The organism is Victivallis vadensis (assembly GCF_003096415.1).
Lineage (GTDB): Bacteria > Verrucomicrobiota > Lentisphaeria > Victivallales > Victivallaceae > Victivallis > Victivallis vadensis.
The window spans coordinates 157,827-176,381 of record NZ_QEKH01000001.1; the positions used below are offsets into that span (position 1 = coordinate 157,827).

The 18,555-nt window shown below is 61.5% G+C and carries 16 protein-coding genes; 14 read left to right on the plus strand and 2 right to left on the minus strand.

Going from position 1 to position 18,555, the window contains the following annotated elements; genetic code table 11:
* Positions 1-15: 15 nt before the first annotated feature.
* Entirely contained in the window at positions 16-807 is a 792-nt protein-coding gene (locus C8D82_RS00705) for an ABC transporter ATP-binding protein (RefSeq protein ID WP_116882337.1), read from the minus strand.
* A 10-nt stretch (positions 808-817) separates the two neighbouring features.
* Positions 818-1,702 (minus strand): prephenate dehydrogenase, encoded by an 885-nt coding sequence (locus C8D82_RS00710; protein WP_116882338.1) that lies wholly within the window; start codon positions 1,700-1,702, stop codon positions 818-820.
* Positions 1,703-1,980: 278 nt separating this feature from the next.
* Between C8D82_RS00710 and nusA the strand changes: the two genes are divergently transcribed.
* The 14 genes from nusA to C8D82_RS00780 all read left to right on the plus strand — a co-directional run bounded on the left by nusA (position 1,981) and on the right by C8D82_RS00780 (position 18,552).
* Entirely contained in the window at positions 1,981-3,225 is a 1,245-nt protein-coding gene (nusA, locus tag C8D82_RS00715) for a transcription termination factor NusA (protein ID WP_116882339.1), read from the plus strand.
* A 28-nt stretch (positions 3,226-3,253) separates the two neighbouring features.
* Positions 3,254-5,350 carry a translation initiation factor IF-2 gene (gene infB, locus C8D82_RS00720; protein WP_165832738.1) on the plus strand — a complete coding sequence of 699 codons (2,097 nt, stop codon included), beginning with the start codon at positions 3,254-3,256 and terminating at the stop codon, positions 5,348-5,350.
* A 35-nt stretch (positions 5,351-5,385) separates the two neighbouring features.
* Entirely contained in the window at positions 5,386-5,751 is a 366-nt protein-coding gene (rbfA, locus tag C8D82_RS00725; protein WP_116882341.1) for a 30S ribosome-binding factor RbfA, read from the plus strand.
* On the plus strand, positions 5,744-6,748 hold the full coding sequence (locus tag C8D82_RS00730; protein ID WP_165832739.1) for a DHH family phosphoesterase: 1,005 nt from the start codon (positions 5,744-5,746) through the stop codon (positions 6,746-6,748). The genes rbfA and C8D82_RS00730 overlap by 8 nt, the downstream gene beginning before the upstream one ends.
* A gap of 20 nt (positions 6,749-6,768) precedes the next feature.
* Complete coding sequence (truB, locus tag C8D82_RS00735; RefSeq protein WP_116882343.1) at positions 6,769-7,533, plus strand: tRNA pseudouridine(55) synthase TruB; 765 nt, start codon at positions 6,769-6,771, stop codon at positions 7,531-7,533.
* A complete protein-coding gene (locus C8D82_RS00740; RefSeq protein ID WP_116882344.1) occupies positions 7,523-9,040 on the plus strand; it encodes a hypothetical protein in 1,518 nt (505 codons plus the stop codon). Before truB ends, C8D82_RS00740 begins: the two co-directional genes overlap by 11 nt.
* Positions 9,041-9,069: 29 nt before the next feature.
* Entirely contained in the window at positions 9,070-10,650 is a 1,581-nt protein-coding gene (locus C8D82_RS00745) for a thiamine pyrophosphate-dependent enzyme (protein ID WP_116882345.1), read from the plus strand.
* A 1-nt stretch (position 10,651) separates the two neighbouring features.
* Complete coding sequence (locus tag C8D82_RS00750) at positions 10,652-11,122, plus strand: indolepyruvate oxidoreductase subunit beta (RefSeq protein ID WP_116882346.1); 471 nt, start codon at positions 10,652-10,654, stop codon at positions 11,120-11,122.
* Positions 11,123-11,146: 24 nt separating this feature from the next.
* On the plus strand, positions 11,147-11,575 hold the full coding sequence (locus C8D82_RS00755; RefSeq protein ID WP_116882347.1) for an ACT domain-containing protein: 429 nt from the start codon (positions 11,147-11,149) through the stop codon (positions 11,573-11,575).
* A gap of 68 nt (positions 11,576-11,643) precedes the next feature.
* Positions 11,644-12,969, plus strand: a complete 1,326-nt coding sequence (locus C8D82_RS00760) for a phenylacetate--CoA ligase family protein (protein ID WP_116882348.1) — start codon at positions 11,644-11,646, stop codon at positions 12,967-12,969.
* Positions 12,970-12,979: 10 nt separating this feature from the next.
* Complete coding sequence (locus C8D82_RS00765) at positions 12,980-13,771, plus strand: M48 family metallopeptidase (RefSeq protein WP_116882349.1); 792 nt, start codon at positions 12,980-12,982, stop codon at positions 13,769-13,771.
* 387 nt (positions 13,772-14,158) lie between these two features.
* Complete coding sequence (locus C8D82_RS00770; RefSeq protein ID WP_165832740.1) at positions 14,159-14,890, plus strand: DUF1559 family PulG-like putative transporter; 732 nt, start codon at positions 14,159-14,161, stop codon at positions 14,888-14,890.
* Between the two features lie 13 nt (positions 14,891-14,903).
* Positions 14,904-16,094, plus strand: coding sequence for a substrate-binding domain-containing protein (locus tag C8D82_RS00775; RefSeq protein WP_116882351.1), 1,191 nt, complete (start codon positions 14,904-14,906; stop codon positions 16,092-16,094).
* The gene (locus tag C8D82_RS00780) at positions 16,087-18,552 is read left to right on the plus strand and encodes a GH39 family glycosyl hydrolase (RefSeq protein WP_116882352.1); all 2,466 of its coding nucleotides are present in this window, start codon (positions 16,087-16,089) and stop codon (positions 18,550-18,552) included. The genes C8D82_RS00775 and C8D82_RS00780 overlap by 8 nt, the downstream gene beginning before the upstream one ends.
* Positions 18,553-18,555: the final 3 nt, after the last annotated feature.

Consider the following 18,555-nt stretch of genomic DNA (forward strand, 5'->3'; position numbering starts at 1 on the left):
TTCGATTTCATCCTTCTACTCCAACACCGCCCAGAAACGGCCCTTCTTGTTCCTGATCAGTTTGATCGGCATTCCGAACGCGCTGGAGAGATGCTCTTCGTCGAGAATCTCCTCGCGCTTCCCGGAGCTGACGATTCTGCCGTGCGCCAGAATCATGCCGCAGTCGAACACCGGCAGGATATCCTCAATCCGCTGCGTGATGAATACGATCGTGACCTCCGGCAATGTGTTCGCGATATGTTCGATCTCGCCGAGCAGGAACTCGCGCCCGGCCATATCCAGATAGACGCTCGGCTCGTCGAGGATCACCAGCTCCGGCCTGGTCAGCAGAGCGCGGGCGATCAGGATTTTCACCTGCTCGCCGCTGGACATCGTGAAGATCTGCTGGTCCGCCAGATGGTCGCAGCGGAACCGCTTCATCAGCGCCTTCGCCTGATCGACCTCCTCCGGCAGCGGCTTGCGGAACAGCCCCAGCGTGCCGTCGATGCCCGAGAGCACCATCTCCAGCCCTGTCCAATCGGTTTCGGTGAACTGTTGCATACAGGGGCTGACCCACGCGATTTTCTTGCGCAGTTCCACCAGATTGGTCCGCCCGAACCGGTTGCCCAGCACCTCGACCGTCGCGCCGAACTTCGGCCACGCATATCCCATCAGGGTCTTGACCAGCGTGGTCTTGCCCGCGCCGTTCGCACCGAGAATGAAACAGCGGCCGCCCTTTTCGACCCGCCAGTTCATATCATGAATGATTTCACGCCCGCCGAGATAGACCGACGCGTTTTCCACCCGAATCGCCAATTCATTCGCCATTTTCACTGACCTATCTGTTCTTGTATTCCACCCAGCTGTCGCGCAGCAGCTTGCCCTGCGCGAATTCACGCTCGAAGCGGTCGAAATCCCCGGATTCGATCATCCGTTTGAAACTGTCGTACTTTTCCTCGAAATCCCGCATTGCCGCCAGCACGGCGGGACGGTTGTGCTCCACGATCTCCCGCCACATCAACGGGTTGCTCGATGCGATGCGGCTGGTGTCGCGAAAGCCGGTCGCACACCCGGCGAACCGCTCGGCACGGGTCTGCGCATCCGGCGCTCCCAGCACCGAAAGCGCCAGCGCCGATGCAACGATATGCAGCACATGGCTGGTGTGCGCGACCAGATCGTCGTGCCGTTTCGCGTCGATCCGGGTGGTGCGCGTGCCGATCGACCGCCACAACGCCTCAACCTGCTCCACGGCGAAAGCCGGGGAATCCGGGAACGGGCACACGAACACATCCGCATTGCCGTAAAGCTCCGGGAACGCCGACTCCGGCCCCGACTTCTCGGTTCCGGCCATCGGATGACTGCCGACGAAATGCACGCCGCGCGGAGCCAGATGCTCCGCCGCCGCTTCCATCACACAGGATTTCACGCTGCCGAGATCGGTCACGACCGTCCCGGGACGCCACGCATGCGCATATTGTTTCAGATAATGCAGGATTTCGGGGATCGGCAACGCGATCAGCGTCAGGTCGGCCCGGTTCAGCACGCTTTCGATATCGTCGCAGGTTTCGTCGAGCACATCGCAGTCGAGCGCCCAGCGCCGGATATTGGGACGGCGGGTCCAGCCGGAGCGGCGGTATGCTCCGCCGCGCAGCGCCATTCCAAGCGACGCGCCGAGCAGGCCGAGGCCGATGACCGCAATCACGGGTTGTTCGGAATTGTTCATATTTTTTCTTTCCTGAAAGCATGTAATATAGCATTCTTTGCCTCCTCATTCAAGGAACAGCCGTTTTAATGTGGAAAAAATCGCCCGGGGGCTTGATAAAACCGGAACCCGAGTCTATATTACCAACGTAAATTAATAGGTAGGAACCGGTGGCGTGAAAGTGGGTGCGGTTTACCCGCTTTTTTCTTTTCTGTCACATTTGGAAAAACCGGTTATAGTAGGATTGAAGAGGAACGACCGGGGTTTGATCCCCCGGCGGCAAGCAATGGAGGTTTCTGATGGCTAACGAATTACTTACGATTCTCGAATATATCGAGCAGGAACGCGGAATCAGCCGCGACAGCCTGATCAAGGCGCTGGAAAGCGCGATCCTGACCGCGGCGCGCAAAAGCATCCACCCGGCCAGCGAACTGAAAGTGAAGATCGACCCGGTCACCGGGCAGATCCAGGCGTGGGCGACGCTGGAAGTGGTCGAGGAAAATCCGACCTGCGACCAGCTGGTGATCGCCCGGGCCCGCGAACGTTTCCCCGACGTGCAGCTCGGCGAAAAGGTCGAGTGGGAGGTCACTCCGCGCAACTTCGGCCGCATCGCCGCCCAGACCGCCCGCCAGGCGATCGTGCAGCAGCTCCGCAAGGCGGAAAAGGAGAACGTGCAGGAGGAGTTCGCCGACCGGATCGGCCAGATCATCAGCGGAACCGTCCGCCGATTCGAAGCGGGCAACATCATCATCGACTTCCAGAAAGCCGAAGGGATCATGCCCTCCAAGGAGAAAATCCACGATGAGCAGTACATGCCCGGCGACATCATCCGGGCGCTGCTGCTGCGCGTCGACATCAACACCGCAGGCCCGAGCCTGATCGTGTCGCGCAGCTGCCCCGAATTCGTAACCCGGCTTTTCGAACGCGAAATCGCGGAAATCCACGACGGCGTAGTCAAGATCATGGGCATCGCCCGCGAGGCGGGCAAGAGGACCAAGATTTCGGTGATGAGCACCGATCCGCGTGTCGACCCGGTCGGAGCGTGTGTCGGAATGCGCGGCCAGCGGGTGCGCAACATCACCAACGAGCTCGGCAACGAGCGGATCGACATCGTGCCGTACGACGCGGACATCCGCAAGTATGCGACCAACGCGCTGCTGCCGGCCAAGGTGCAGTCGGTCGAGGTCAACGAAGCGAAGCACGAATTGATCGTGCGGGTCACAGACGAACAGTCCAAGCTCGCGTTCGGCAAGAAAGCGCAGAACGTCCGGCTCTGCTCGAAGCTGATCGGCTGGAACATCAACATCCGCAACGAAGAAGAGCGCGGCGCTGAGGCCGGTCACTCCATCGGCGAGCAGCTGAAAATCGCGGCGCAGAAGCTGGCGGAAGCGATCGGAGTCAGTGAGGCAACCGCCGGACTGCTGGTCAACAACGGATATGTAACAGTGGACGGAGTGAAGGCGGCCGATCCCGAAGCACTGCTGGAAATCGAGGGCATCGACACGGCGGAAATGCAAAATGCCCTCGAACGCCTGAACGGCTGACACATTATGAACGCGCAGGAGAATTATTGTGAGTAAGGAATTGAAAGTTAAAGAGATCGCCAAACAGTACGGCGTATCCGCGAAAGAGATCATCGAAGAACTGGCCGGCCAGGGGATCGAGACCCCGCAGGCCGAAAACAGCGTGATTCCGGACGATATGGTCGAACTGGTCGAGGCGTACTTCGCCGATTTGTTCGAACAGGAAGCGGAGGCTCCCGTCGATAAGAAAACAGTCAAAAAAGGCCCCAAGAAGGCTTCTTCCACGAAAAAAGAGGAACCCGGCCGCGGCAGTAAAAACCGTCCGCAGCCGCAGAAACCGTCCACAACTTCTTCCGCTCCGGCGGCGAGTTCGGCGGTGGTCGACGGCAAACTGACGCTGCCCGCGCCGATCATCGTGAAAACGCTGGCTGAAGCGGTCGGCAAAAAACCGAACGAACTGATTACCGACCTGATCAAGCTCGGAGAGCTCGCCGGCATCAATCAGCCGATCAGCGAAGCGAATGCGAAAAAACTCTGCAGAAATTATGGGATCGAACTGGTGATCGGCCAGCCGCCCAAACCGGCAGCCCCCGCCGCCGCTCCCAAACCGAAACCGGAAGACAATCCCGCCTTTCTGAAGGAACGCCCCCCGGTGGTCACTTTCATGGGACATGTCGACCACGGCAAGACTTCATTGCAGGATGCGATCCGCCACACCCACGTCACCGACAAGGAAGCGGGCGCGATCACCCAGCATATCGGAGCCTCCACCGTCAGCTACAAGGGCAAGGGCATCACGTTCATCGACACCCCCGGACACGCGGCTTTCACCAACATGCGGGCCCGCGGCGCCAACGCGACCGACCTCGTGGTGCTGGTCGTGGCGGCGACGGAAGGCTTCAAACCCCAGACCGTCGAAGCGATGAATCAGGCGCTGGCGGCCAAGGTGCCGATCATCGTGGCGATCAACAAGATCGACCTGCCGGACGCCGACCCGGACAAGGTGCTGCTCCACATGCAGCAGCACGGTCTCACCAGTGAGAACTGGGGCGGCACAGTCGGCACCGTGCCGGTGTCGGCCAAGACCGGCCAGGGGCTGCCCGACCTGCTCGAACGCATCTTGATGGAAGCGGAAATGCTTGAACTCAAGGCCAACCCGAAGCGCGCGGCCCAGGGCATCGTCCTCGAAGCGCAGCTGGAAAACGGCCTCGGGCCGACCGCCAGCGTACTGATTCAGGACGGCACCCTCCATGTCGGCGACGTGGTGCTCTGCGGCGAAAGCTACGGCAAAATCCGTACCCTGATCAACGACAAGAACGAGCGCGTGAAGTCCGCCGGCCCGAGTACCCCGGTCAAGATCGTCGGTCTTTCCGGCGTCCCGGATGCGGGCGACCCGCTGGAGATTTTCGAATCGGAAAAGGCGGCGCGCGCCGAAGCGGCCAACCGGGTCGCCGAAAAGCGCGGCCACATGCTCGCGACCAGTTCGATCGCCACCGCCGAGGACCTGTTCAGCAAACTGAACAGCGAGGACCGCAACACGCTCAATATCATCATCAAATCCGACGTGCGCGGTTCCGGTGAAGCGATCACCCAGTCGCTCGCCCAGCTCCCCTCCGAGAAAATCAAGGCGGAAGTGATCTCCTGCGCGGTCGGCCCGATCTCCGAAAACGATATTTCGCTGGCTGCGGCGACCAATTCGCTGGTGGTCGGTTTCCATGTCCGGGTCAATCCCGGCGTCAACGACATGGCCAAGAAGCAGAACGTCGAAATCCGCCTTTACAGCATCATCTACGAGCTGCTTGAAGACATCACCGACGCGCTCGCGGGCAAGCTGGAGCCGGAAAAGCGCGAAAAACCGATCGGCACCGCCAAGATCCTGCAGGTGATCGAACTCTCCAAGGGGCCGAAAATCTGCGGCTGCATGGTGGAATCCGGCTCCGTCCACGTCGGCGCCAAGGCGCGCGTCCGCCGCAGCAAAGAGCTGATCTACAACGGCGAAGTCGCCAGTCTGCGCCGTTTCAAGGACGACGTGAAGGAGGTCAAGGCCGGCCTCGAATGCGGCATCCGTCTCGACAACTTCAATGATTTCATCGAAGGCGACGAGATCGAGCTGTACGATATCGAACTCAAAAAGGCGACCCTCTGAGGTCTCCTTTTTTTAACGGATGAAAGGGTAAGATCATGGCTGAAAAGGTCGATCGGTTAACCCGTGTGAACGAGCTGCTCAAACGCGAGATCGCCAATGCGATCGAACGCGGACTGATCACGGCTCCCGGTATGCTGGTCTCCGTCACGGAGGTCAACACCAGCGTGGATCTGCGCAATGCGACGGTCTACGTCAGCATTTTCGGCGGCGACAACGCCGCCCGCCGCAAGGTGATGAACGAACTCGGCGAACAGCGCCTCGATTTCCAGCGCAAGCTGGCCAGGACGCTCGCTTTCAAACACACTCCGGTGCTGGATTTCCGGCTCGACACCCGCATTGAAAAGGGCGACCGGGTCTTTGAGCTTTTGAATGAAGTGGAGAATCACAACAAGCATGAGTAAGAGCGTCAGCCTGGAGGAAGCCGCCGGCTTTCTGCTGCGGCATCAGCGCATTCTCGTTCTGGCGCACCAGAAGCCGGACGGGGATGCGCTCGGTTCGGTGCTGGGGATGCGCAGTTTCCTGCGAAACCTCGGCAAGCAGGCGGATGCATTGTTCCCCTCCCCGCTCCCGGAGCGGTACCGTTCCTTCGCGGGACCGGTGCTGACCGCGCTTTCCCGGCAGGAAGCCGAACGGAACTACGATCTGATCGTATTGCTCGACTGCGCCAACGCCGAACGCATCGCCTGCGGTCCGGCGCTGGACGCCGATTTCCTGCGGAGCCGGAATCTCCTGAACATCGACCACCACGTCGGCAACAACGTCGGCGCGCCTTATAATTACATCGACAGCACCGCCTCCGCCGCCAGTGAAATCGCCGTGGAGCTGGCGCAGGCGACCGGCAAAGCCATTCCGGTAGAAGCGGCGACGCTCTGGTATCTCGGCATCCTGACCGACACCGGCAGCTTCCGTTTCACCAACACCACCGGCAAGACGCTGCGTCTCGCCGCCGACCTGCTCGACGCGGGGGCCGACAGCGAGCGGGTGGTCAACGCGGTCTACTTCAGCAAGCCGCGCCGCCAGCAGCAGTTCGAAGCGGAGCTGCTGCAGAGCTGTGTGAAAACCGCGCTGGACGGCAGATACGCCTACGCCTCGATCCCGCCGGAGCTGTTCGCAAAGTACGATTTCGACATGCGCGACGGCGAGGGGCTGATCGACCTGCTCCGCGAAATCGACGGCACGGTCGTCGCTGCGCTGATCTACCGCAAGAACGACTCCTACAAGGTGTCGATGCGCAGCAAGCTGCGCGAATTCCCGGTCGGCCCCATTGCCCGGAGCCTGGGCGGCGGCGGTCATGACATGGCTGCCGGAATCACCCTCGCGCTGCCTGACGCGGCGGCGGTGGAAGCCGTACTGCTGGACAAAGTGACCGGTCTGCTGCGTCCCGTCCCGGAACCATAGCTTTTTTGAAGGATCATCGAATGCGATACAACTCCCGAAAACACCATCTGCCCCCCTTCCAGACCAGCGGCGTTTTGCTGGTGGACAAGCCGAAGGAGTGGACCAGTTTCGATGTGGTGAATTTCGTGCGCGCCCGTTTCAACGTGCCGAAGGTCGGACATTGCGGCACGCTCGATCCGGCCGCCACCGGCCTGCTTGTGCTGGTGCTCGGCAAATTCACTCAGCTGAGCTCTAAATTCAGCGGCGAGGACAAGATTTACGAAGCGACGCTGCAACTCGGGCTTGAAACCGATTCCTGCGACCTTGACGGCACAGTGACCGCCGAACACGACTGGTCCGGCGTGACCGAGGAGCAGCTTCGCGCCACCCTCGCCGGCTTCGTCGGCGAACAGATGCAGACCCCGCCGATGGTTTCGGCGGTCAAGAAAGACGGCAAGAAGCTCTACGAACTCGCCCGCCAGGGAGTCGAAGTGGAGCGTGAAAGCAAACCGATCACCATTTTCAGCCTCGATGTGACCCGCTGCGAACTGCCGTTCTGCGATTTCACGCTGCATTGCTCCAAGGGCACCTATGTGCGGACGCTCTGCTCGGACGCCGGTAAAAAGCTCGGCTGCGGCGGTACGCTGGCGGCGTTGCGGCGCACCCGCAGCGGCCAGTTCAGCCTTGCCGATGCGGTTACCGTCGATACACTCAAGACTTTCGAACAGGCGGACCTCGAAATCCACGTCCGTCAGTTCCTGTACGAACGGCTCTCCAAAATCGCGGGGGTGAATTATGGCGGATAAAAACATTCCCATTTCCGCGATCGAAACGGCGATCGAAACCGTGCTCGCCGAAGCCCCCGACGGCAAATTCACGATGGCGGAGCTGCTGAAAGCGATCAGCGCCGGCAAATCCCAGACCCTGCAGGGGCGGGTTGAACGCACCGTCGACGGCGACGGCCGTTTCTTCTCGGACGGCAAAGGGAACTTCCAGCTGCGCAGTGAATTTTTCCGCAACCGGGAGTTCCTGATCACGCCGGACGCTTGGGAGATTGAAAACGACATGCTGTTCCCCGGCCACCGTTTCGCCCCGTTCGTGAACCCGGAAATCTTCCCGTCGGAGGTCAAATTGATCGATGCTGACGGCCAGCCGGTTCCGAAAAAGGAGGTCACCGCGCCGCTGTCACAGGTGTTCCACTACCATCTATTGCTCGGTTCGGAGCAGGTGTTCGACTTCTTCGTCGCGGATTCCCCGGCCAACAGCCGCATCCGCAACTCGGCGCAGCCGGGCGATATGGTCACGCTGAACACCTTCGACCTCTCCGTCTTCTTCAAAAAGCACCGGTTCAGCGTCGGTGACGCGCTGCTCTGCAAGGTGGTCGACTACGAGGACGGCATCATCGAATTTCGCTACCTCTCCGGCGAGAATCGCCAGGAAAGCAAACTCAAAGCCTACGTCGAAGCCTTTGAAGCCGCACTGGGGATCGTCTTCGACCGGTTTGAAAATTATCTGGAAATCCCGGAACAATTGAGCTGGGCGCATTACGCGGGGCGCGCCACGCTGCCTGCCGCCGCCGACAGCGCCTCCGACGACGAGTTCCTGCGCCGCGCCTCCGGGATTGAAATCAACTTCGATCAGGAGCACACCGTGCTGGCCCGGAAGTCCGAGGCTCCCGAAGATGCGGCGGCGGACCTGCCGGAAGGCGTCACCTTCTCGCGCGGCGAAACCGGCGACATCGCCGCCTTGCTGCGCGAAATCGGTTCGCCCCTGACCCCGGTGGAGATCGACAGTTTCATCCTCGACAACTGCCACGCGCGCGAACTGGAATTCGAGGATTTCTTCGCCCGCGCCTTCGGCCGCGAAAAGCTGAACTTCACCGACGAGGGGCAGCAGGCGGTCTTTTACAACTACATCGAAGACCGGTTCGAGGAGCTGACCGGCGAATACAACCGTTATGACGACGAGCCGAAAGCGCCGCTGCGTTCGACCGTCATGGAGCTGGTCGAGGACCGGCTCAACTTCTTCGACTTCCTGTCGAATGAAAATGCGTCGCCGGAACAATTGCCGCACGACGAGATGCACCGGCTCGCCGAAATCGCGATGCAGCTCAACGAAATCCTGAAGCTGCTGAACAATCCGGGCTTCACGCCCGACAATGCGGAGCTTGACCGGCTTACCGAAACCGTCGAACTCCGCGCTGATGACCAGGATGCGCTGATCGGCAGACTGACCGACCGGTTCGCCGACGGCGGCTGCGGTCACGACCACCACGGCGACGACTGCGATTGCGGTTGTTGTCACCACAAATGAGCAATCAATACCCGGTAAGGAGAAACTATATGACTCAGAGAATACTTGCGAGCGGCAATGAGGCCATCGCGATGGCCGCTTTCGACTGCGGCGTAAACCTCGGCGTCGGTTATCCCGGCACGCCTTCTTCGGAGATCCTCGACGAATTCAGCAAGGAGGGCGGCACCGCCCAGTGGGCTCCGAACGAAAAGACCGCTCTCGAAGTCGGCATCGGCGTCGCCTTTGCGAACGGCCGTTCGCTGGTCACGATGAAACATGTCGGACTCAACGTCGCCGCCGACCCGCTCTTTACGATCGCCTACTCCGGCACGCCCGGCGGGCTGGTGATCGTCAGCGCCGACGATCCCGGCATGGCCTCCAGCCAGAATGAACAGGACAACCGCCGCTATGCGATCGCGGCCGGGGTGCCGATGCTGGAGCCGGCGGATTCTCAGGAGTGCTATGACTTCCTGATCCGCGCCTTTGAGCTCTCCGAAGCGTACCGCCGCCCGGTGCTGTTCCGGGTCACCACCCGCGTCTGCCACTCCAAGTGCATCCTCGAACGGCGCGGCCGGATCGCGGAGCCGAAAACCGGCAGCTTCACCCACGATCCCAGGAGCAACGTGATGATTCCGGCTTACGCCCGGATCGCCCATAAGAATCTGCGCGCCACGCTGCACAAACTTGAAGAACTCAATGAAAAAGGCGAATTCGTCAAACGGATCGAAGGCTCCAGTGAGCTTGGCGTGATCACCAGCGGCATCAGTTTCCAGCACGTCCGCGACGCCGCGCCGGAGGCCTCGGTGCTGAAGCTCGGCTTCACTTATCCGCTGCCGCTGGAAACCATCCGCAAATTCGCGGAATCGGTGAAACGCTGCGTGGTCGTCGAAGAGGGTGACCCGATCCTCGCCGACGCAATCAACGCCGCCGGGATCCGGGTCGAGGGCAAGCCGGAGATGTTCCGTTTCGGCGAACTCAACGTGCAGCGGGTCCGCCGGCTGCTGGCCGGCGACGCCACTCCGGAACCGGCCCCCGCCCCCGGCAAGCCGCCGCAGCTCTGCGCCGGCTGCCCCCACCGCAAAACCTATCAGGCGCTGCATGAACTCAACTGCATCGTCTCCGGCGATATCGGCTGCTACACCCTCGGCGTGCTGCCCCCCTTCGAAGCGGTGGACACCTGCGTGTGCATGGGCGCCTCGATCACCGTCGGGCTCGGTATGCGCCGGGTGCTGCCGGAAGCCGAAGCGCGCCGCGTGGTCAGCGTGATCGGCGACTCCACTTTCATGCACACCGGCGTCAACGGCATCGTCGAAATGGTTTACAACCGCCCCGCGACCGGCCACGTGGTGCTGGTGCTCGACAACAGCACCACCGCGATGACCGGCATGCAGGAACATCCCGGCACCGGCCGCAAGCTCGACCACACCCCTGCCCCGCAGGTTTCGATCGAACAGGTCGTCAGGGGGATCGGCGTGGACAATGTCGATGTGATCGACTCGACCGTGAACTACGAAGCATTCAAGGAGCTGGTGCAGAAGCGCCTTGCGAGCAACGACACCAGCGTGATCATCGCCCGACGCCCCTGCATTCTCGCGATGGTCAAGCTCAAGTCTTACGAAGGGAAGAAATAAGATGCAGAAAGTTGTCAATATCACCGTCGCCGGTCTCGGCGGCCAAGGCGTGCTGACCGTCACCGACATCATCGCGGAAGTAATGTTCCGCGCCGGATTCGATGTGAAAAAGAGCGAAGTGCACGGCATGAGCCAGCGCGGCGGCTCCGTTTCCAGCGAAGTGCGCTACGGCAAAGAAGTCGCCAGCCCGATGGTTCCGGAAGGCGAAAGCGACTTCCTGATCGTGATGGAGCCGACCCAGGTTGAAGTCAACCGCCACAAGCTCAAAGCGGGCGGCGTGCTGATCACCACCGACGATGTGCCGATGGATAAGCTGACCAATCCGAAAGCGCTCAATACGATGATGCTCGGCGCGCTGTCGAAGCATCTCGAACTCGCCGACGAAAGCTGGCTTGCCGTAATCAAGGAGCGGCTGCCGGAAAAGCTGCACGCCCTCAATATCGAAATGTTTGAACTCGGCCGCAACGCCTGACCCAACCCAGTAGGAGGCAGTATCATGATGATCAAACAGTTGTCGCTTTTCGTGGAAAACCGTCCGGGCGCCCTGAGCGCGGTCTGCCAGGTGCTGAAGAACAACCGGATCAACATCCGCACCCTGTCGCTGGCCGACACCCAGCAGTTCGGCATCCTGCGGCTGCTGGTCAAGGAGTACGAGAAGGCCAAGGAAGCGCTCGAAGCCGCCGGTCTGGTGGTCAAAGTCACCGACGTGCTGGCGCTGACCGTGCCGGACCATCCGGGCGGCCTCGCCGACATCCTGACGATTTTCGACAAGCACAAACTTTCGGTCGAATATATGTATGCGTTCACCTTCGGCCGCGAGGACAAGAGTGTGATGGTGTTCCGGTTCGAGCATCCGGAGCAGGCCGTCGAACTCCTGAAGAATGAGCCGATCGAGCTGGTCAATTCCGCCGATCTGTTCCGATAACCACTCCGGCCGGCAGCTGCGGTTTCGCCGCTGCCGACCCATATATTCAAGCAAAGAAGTCAGAAGAAATGTCTCAGTTCGTCATTCCCAACCGGATCTTCGACCCGGCCGCCGAGTGTATGCCTCGCGCCGACCGGACCAAGCTCCAAGCCACCCATCTGCGGCGCACCATTGAACAGGCTCAGAAGATTCCGTTCTACCGGCGCAAGTTCGCGGAAAAGAACATCTCGCCGGATTCGGTCAAAACCGTCGCCGACCTGAAGCGTCTCCCGTTCACCACCAAGCAGGACCTCCGCGACGCCTATCCCTTCGGCTTCTTTGCGGTGCCCCGGGGCGAACTCGCCCGCATCCACGCTTCGAGCGGCACCACCGGCAAGCCGACCTTCGTCGGCTACACCAAAAAGGATATGAAGCTCTGGGCCGATCTCTGCGCCCGCTTCCTGGTTGCAGGCGGCCTGACCAGCGACCAGCTCGTACAGGTTTCCTTCGGTTACGGCCTCTTCACCGGCGGCTTCGGGCTGCACGGCGGCATCGAACGGGTCGGCGCGGCGGTGCTGCCCGCCTCCAGCGGCAACACCCAGCGGCAAATCATGCTGCTCAAGGACGCCGGGATCAACACACTGATCTGCACCCCCTCCTACGCCTTGAACCTCGCGGAAACCATTCAGGGCCAGGGGCTGAAAAAAGGGGACCTCGCGCTCCGGTTCGCCCACTTCGGCGGCGAGCCGTGGACGGAAGAGATGCGCTGCGCCATTGAGGAAGAGCTGGGCATCCACGCCTTCAACAACTACGGTCTCTCCGAAATCATCGGCCCCGGCGTCGCCGGCGAATGCGCGGCCCGCACCGGCATGCACATCCAGGAGGACAATTTTCTGGTCGAGTGCCTGAACCCCAACACCCTTGAACCGGTCGCCGAGGGCGAGGAGGGCGAACTGGTGATCACCAGCCTGACCAAGGAGGCGTGTCCGATCATCCGCTACCGCACCCGCGACCTTGCGCGGCTTTACTACGACCAGTGCCCCTGTGGACGCACCACGATCCGGATGAGCCGGGTCAAGGGGCGTTCCGACGACATGATGATCATCCGCGGCGTGAACGTGTTCCCGACCCAGATTGAGGAAGCGCTGCTGCGGGTGGACGGCACCGCGCCGCACTTCATGATCGAGCTGACCCGTCCGGGCAATCTCGACGAGGCGGTGGTCAAGGTCGAAATCCGCGAGCAGGATTTCTCTGACAAGATGGAGGAGATGCACCGGCTCCGCGACCGGATCGGCCGAGAAATCTCATCAATCACCGGCATTCATTTCACCATCGAACTGGTAGAGCCCAACACCCTTGAACGCTTCACCGGAAAGGCGAAGCGGGTGCTCGACCTGCGCAACCTGAAATGCTAGGAGCCCGGCGATGGACATCAGAGCCACTGCAATCGGTCTTGTGTGCACCGCCCTGGCTGCGGTGCTGTTGAACGGCTGCACCACGGTGCCGGTCACCGGCCGCAGCCAGCTGATGTTCTACGGCGAAAAAAGCGATATCGAGCTGGGCGAGGAGTCCTGGAAAGAGATTCAAAAACAGGAAAAACGCTCCTCCGACGCCGGATACAATCAGGCGTTGAACCGGATCGGTCCCAACCTCGCCAAAGTCGCGGAACGGCCCGACTACAAATGGGAGTTCGTGGTATTCGACTCCAAAGAGCCGAATGCGTTCTGCCTGCCCGGCGGCAAGGTGGCGGTCTACTCCGCCTTGTTCGAGCTGGTCGACAACGATGCCGAGCTTGCCACCGTGGTCGGGCACGAGGTCAGTCACGCGCTCGCCCGCCACGGCGTCGAACGCATGAGCCAGAGCACATTGCAGTCGCTTGGCGGCGCGCTGGTCACCGCCGCGGTCGGCTCCGAATGGGATTCCGCCTATCAGGCGACCTCCAACCTCGCTCTGATGCTGCCTTACAGCCGCACGCAGGAGTACGAGGCGGACCAGCTCGGCCTGATCCTGATGGCGAAGGCCGGTTACGATCCGGCGGCGGCCCTGACCTTCTGGGATAAGTTCCGCAAACTCAGCCAGACCGGCACAGTCGCGGAGTTTCTCTCCACCCACCCCGACGGCGACAAGCGCCTCGAACGGTTGAAACAGCAGCTCCCGGCGGCCAGGCAGTACTACGAAAAAGCCGCCGTCAAGCGCGGCCTCGGCACCGTCTACTGAGTTTAAACAACCTGTTTTTCCCTATGCTCCGTTACGCGTCTCCGTCCCATTCGGAGGCCGGACGGAGCCGACACCGCGAAATGCAGCCCGGCCCCGCCAATTCGCTGCCGAAGTCCTGCGTCAGGGACATAAGCCTCTGTTCCAGATGACATATTGTCGATCAGGGGAATCACCGCCCGGATCGTCTCCCGGTGCCTTGGACTTCTCAACAGAATTTCGGAAACGTTTCAAGTTCTCTCCTCGCGAATGCCGCCGTATCGGACATGGCAATTGAAAAAAACGGATTTTTTTGAAAAAACGCTTGTAAAGGTGTACAATTATGATTATTGTATACCCAAAGCAGTTCCAATTTTCAAACCGTTAACTGTCGATCTGGAGGACTCCGCAATGAAAAAGCCTGTCGTGTCGAATGAGTTGTCAAACAAATACGGTTTACCGGAAGCATGGTTGCCCGCCGGTCTCTCTCCGTCAAAATTCACATTGATTGAGTTGCTCGTCGTGATTGTAATCATAGCAATTCTCGCGGCGATGCTGTTGCCCGCACTCAATTCCGCCCGGGAACGTGGGCGCATGATCTCCTGCAACGGCAACCTGAAGCAGCTTGGGCTGGCGCTCACATTCTACGAAGGCGAGAACAAAAATATGCCTCCGGTGATGTACAAGCCGGTCAGCACCTCCTACCGCTACACCCGGCTGCTGATGCCGTATATCGGCAAATCCGGCTGGGGAGCGGAAAGCGCGCTCGACGAGGTCAAGCTGGTTAAAACCTTCCGCTGCCCCTCCGACTCGTTGCCGCGCAGCAACGGGGCCGACGTCTCCGGCCCGAACAGCTATGGGCTCAACTTTGAAGTACAGGAAGGCGATACCGCCGGAACCGCCGGAACCGTCGCTTTTTCACGGGTGCAGGAACCCACTGCGACCATCATCATGGGCGACCGCTGGCTGGTCAACAACACGGTCAGCAACGCACTCGGAACCGACGCCACCCGCAGCGGCAATTTCCACGCCGCCGATACCCGCAACAACTTCCTGTTCGGCGACGGGCACACCGCCTCGCACGCGCTGAAGGAGACCCGGCAGGACGACGACCGGATGTGGAAGTTCGACAAGAAGAAATAAGGAGTTCGCACCGATGACCAGAACCACCAGCCCGTCCGCCCGGCTTGTCCAGCGGCTCAAGGCCGCCTTTTCCAACCCGCCGGTCAAGGCGGGAATGCGCCTGAATCCGGAGCGCGAACTCGCCCGGACCCTCGATGTCAGCCCCAAGTGCATCAACCGGACGCTCCGGTTGCTGACCGAGGAGGGCATCCTCTCCAAGCGGCACGGCAGCGGCAACTACATCCGCCGGATTCCGGGGGAATGCGTACCCGCCGACCTGAAAGCGGAACAGCTGTTTCCGGCTTCGGAGCTGGAAGAGGACGCCGCCCCCCATCTCGCGTCTCTGCCGGAACAGCAGCGCCTGACCATCCAGCTCTGGAGCGGATTCCACCGCAATCCGGGCCGGAATGAAAACTATTCGCTCTACCGGAAAATCCGAAGCCGGATCGAGCTTGCCGGACACACGCTGGAAACCTGCGATATCATCGACGAACATTGGGAACCGCTTCCGCTCGAACAGATCGCCGCCTCGCTCAAAGCGCATCCGGCCGACGGCTATCTGATCACCTCGCCGCTGGGCGGCCACTTCATTTCTGCCTATCGGATGGCGTTCGGGACGGAGCCGACCGCCGCAGTCTATCTCTCCAGCTGGGGCGACGAGGAATTCAACGAACCGGAAATTCGGCTGGACGGTCAGGAGGCCGTTGTGCGCGGAATCCGTGAATTCGCCCGGCACGGCCTCAGGAAAATCGCATTCCTCGGCATCGAAACAACCTACCACTCCGGCTGCGCCGACCGGCAGGTCTACGAATTCGCGATGGCCCGCGCCCGGCTCGATTACCGGCTTTCCCGGCATATTCAGGTCCAGTCGGAAGCGGCGCGGCGCGCGGTGTGCGACATGCTCGATTCGCCGGAGCCGCCGGAGGCGCTGTTCATCGGCGAAGACCTGTTGATTGAAGGCGTCCGGCGCGCGCTGGCGGAGCGCGGCCTGATCCCCGGCCGCGACCTCGCGATCATCACGATCAGCCACTCCGAGGAGAGCAGCGAAATCCATCCGGAGTGGACCAGCCTCGACTTCAACCGCGACCTGACCGGCGTCACCGCCGTAAATGAGCTGCTTGCCCGGCTCCGGACTGCCGGCCATGAGATGCGTTCGGCGGCAATGCTCGGCAAATGGTGCTTCCGGAACACTCACTTCATCTGCAAAGGAGATGCCAATGAATAAGTTTCCATTCCTCCCGCTGCTGCTGGCTGCCGGCGGCCTCCTGCCGGCGGCGCAACTGGTCAATCCCGCCTTTGAAACGGAACAGGGCTGGGAAAAGTGGCGTGACGGCAAACAAACCGAGCGCCGCCTCTCCGAACACGGCCGCAACAACAGCCGCTGCGCCTTCATCTCCGCCCCGGCCGGAGAAAAAGGCGCCTATCTGCAGAGGATTAAAAATCCCCAACCGGGCGATTATACGCTCACATGCTGGTATCGCACCTCCCTCGGGAAACAGTGCGCCAGACTGGAAGTCACCGGGAAGCGGGACGGCAAAGCCGTTTTCAGCCGCTCCGCCGCCCTCCCCGGTTCGCAGGATTGGAACACCGGTTCCCTCGCTTTTCAGCTTCCCGCCGGAATTACGGAATTGATCGTCACGCTGTTCGTCGCGAACGGCAAGGCGTGGTTCGACGATCTTGCGCTGCAGGCCGCTCCGCCCGCCGCCTCGCCGGTAGAACTGCCGCTGGAAGGGATCTGGAAATTCCATCCCGGCGACCTTGCCGGAGCCGCCGCACCGGAGTTCGACGACTCCGGCTGGGACAATATCAAGGTCCCGGCCCTGTGGGAAAAAGAAGGATACCCGGAATTGGAGGGTTTTGCGTGGTACCGCCGCAGGATCGAACTGCCGCCCGCCCTCCGGGGCCGGAATCTGGTGCTGATCGCCGGTGGCATCTCCAAGGCGGACGAAACCTTTTTCGACGGCGTAAAAATCGGTTCCACCGGGCAATTTTCCCCGAAGTTCAAAGGCGATACCTTTGGAATGCGCCGTTATCTCATTCCCGCCCGGCTGACCGGCGGAGCGGCGCACACCGTCGCGGTCCGGGTGCATGACGGAGCAAGCCGGCAATCCGGCGGCATCTGGATCGCACCGGTCCGGCTCCGCCCCGCCGAAGTCCGGGAGTTCCGGCGCGTCACCCTCGACACCGGCAAAACCGCCAATCTGTTCGCCCCCGGCGAACCGGTCACTTTAAAGCTGAGCGCCGACGACCTCTCCGGGGCCAGACTCGACCGGCCGGAACTGCGTGGTACGGTCAGGAGGTACGACCGCACGGTTGCCGCGGAATTCCGCCTGAAGCTCCCGCAACCGGCCGGACACGCCGAAGCCGTTGAAACCCTGCCGCCGCTCCCCGAGGGGTTCTACACGCTTGAAACGGAACTGACCTCCTCCGACGGACTCACCGCCCGTCACGGATTCACTTTCGGCGTGCTGCCGGAACAGCCGGAACCGGCTGAACCGCGTTTCGGCCTTGCCGGACACCTGAACCGGCTGGATGACGATGAACTCGTCCGCACCCTCGCCGTCGCCCGCCGGATCGGGATCGGCACTTTCCGGACCGGCTTCCTATGGAAGGATGCCGAGCCGGAGCCGGGACGCTGGAACTGGTCCCGGTTCGACCGCACCGTAAAGGCGCTGCGCGACTCCGGCATGGAGCTGACCGCGACACTGGCCGGAACGCCCGATTGGGCCTCCACGGATCCGCTGGGGCGCAGAGGACTTCCGCGCAAGGCGGGGCGGATGCCGCAGCTCGACCGCTGGCAGGAATACGCCCGCCGAATCGCCCAGCGCTACGCCGGGAACGGCATCAGTTGGGAGCTGTGGAACGAACCCAACCTGAAATCCTACTGGAAACCCGCCCCGGAATCCCATCAGTATTTCCAGCTTCAGCAGGCCGGATACCGCGGAGTCAAGGCGGGCGATCCGAATGCGACGGTGCTGACGGCCGGCTTCTCCCCGTTCCGCTTCGTCGAGCCGGATGCAACGGCGGAGCTTTTCCTCGACGACCTGTATGAGTACGCAGGTCAGGAGAAAGTGTTCGACCGGATCGCCTACCACCCCTACCCGGTCATGCGCAAAGCGATCACCAACGCCAGTCTGGAACAGCAGTTCACCGAAATGATGCGCCGCCTCCGCGCCGTCCGCGACCGGCGCGGCGACCGTTCCGGCTTCCGGCTGACTGAACTGGGCGCGCCCAATCTACCCCGCACCGTCGACGAGCGGCGGCAGGCGGAAATCCTGACCCTGCTGCTGACCCTCTGCGCCGCCGATCCCGGGATCGAGCGGGTTCACTGGTACAATTTCCAGAACGACGGTGACAATCCCGACTATGCGGAACATAACTTCGGGCTTGTGCACCACGATCTCTCGCCGAAACCCGCGTTGTTCGCCTTCCGCCATCTGCTCCGAATGCTTTCCCGCGCCGATTATCAGGAGCGTATTGAAGAAAACGGCATTGTGTTCCACCGCTTCACCGCCGGAGGCGCGCCGCTGCTGGTCGCCTGGAGCGACACGCCGACCAACTGGACGCTTCCTCCCGGCGTCGCCGCCGTCACCGGCGTCACCGGCGAACCGCTTCACCCCGCCGACGGCAGACTGACCATCGGCACCGCTCCCGTCTACCTGCAATTTACCAAAGGCAACTGATCT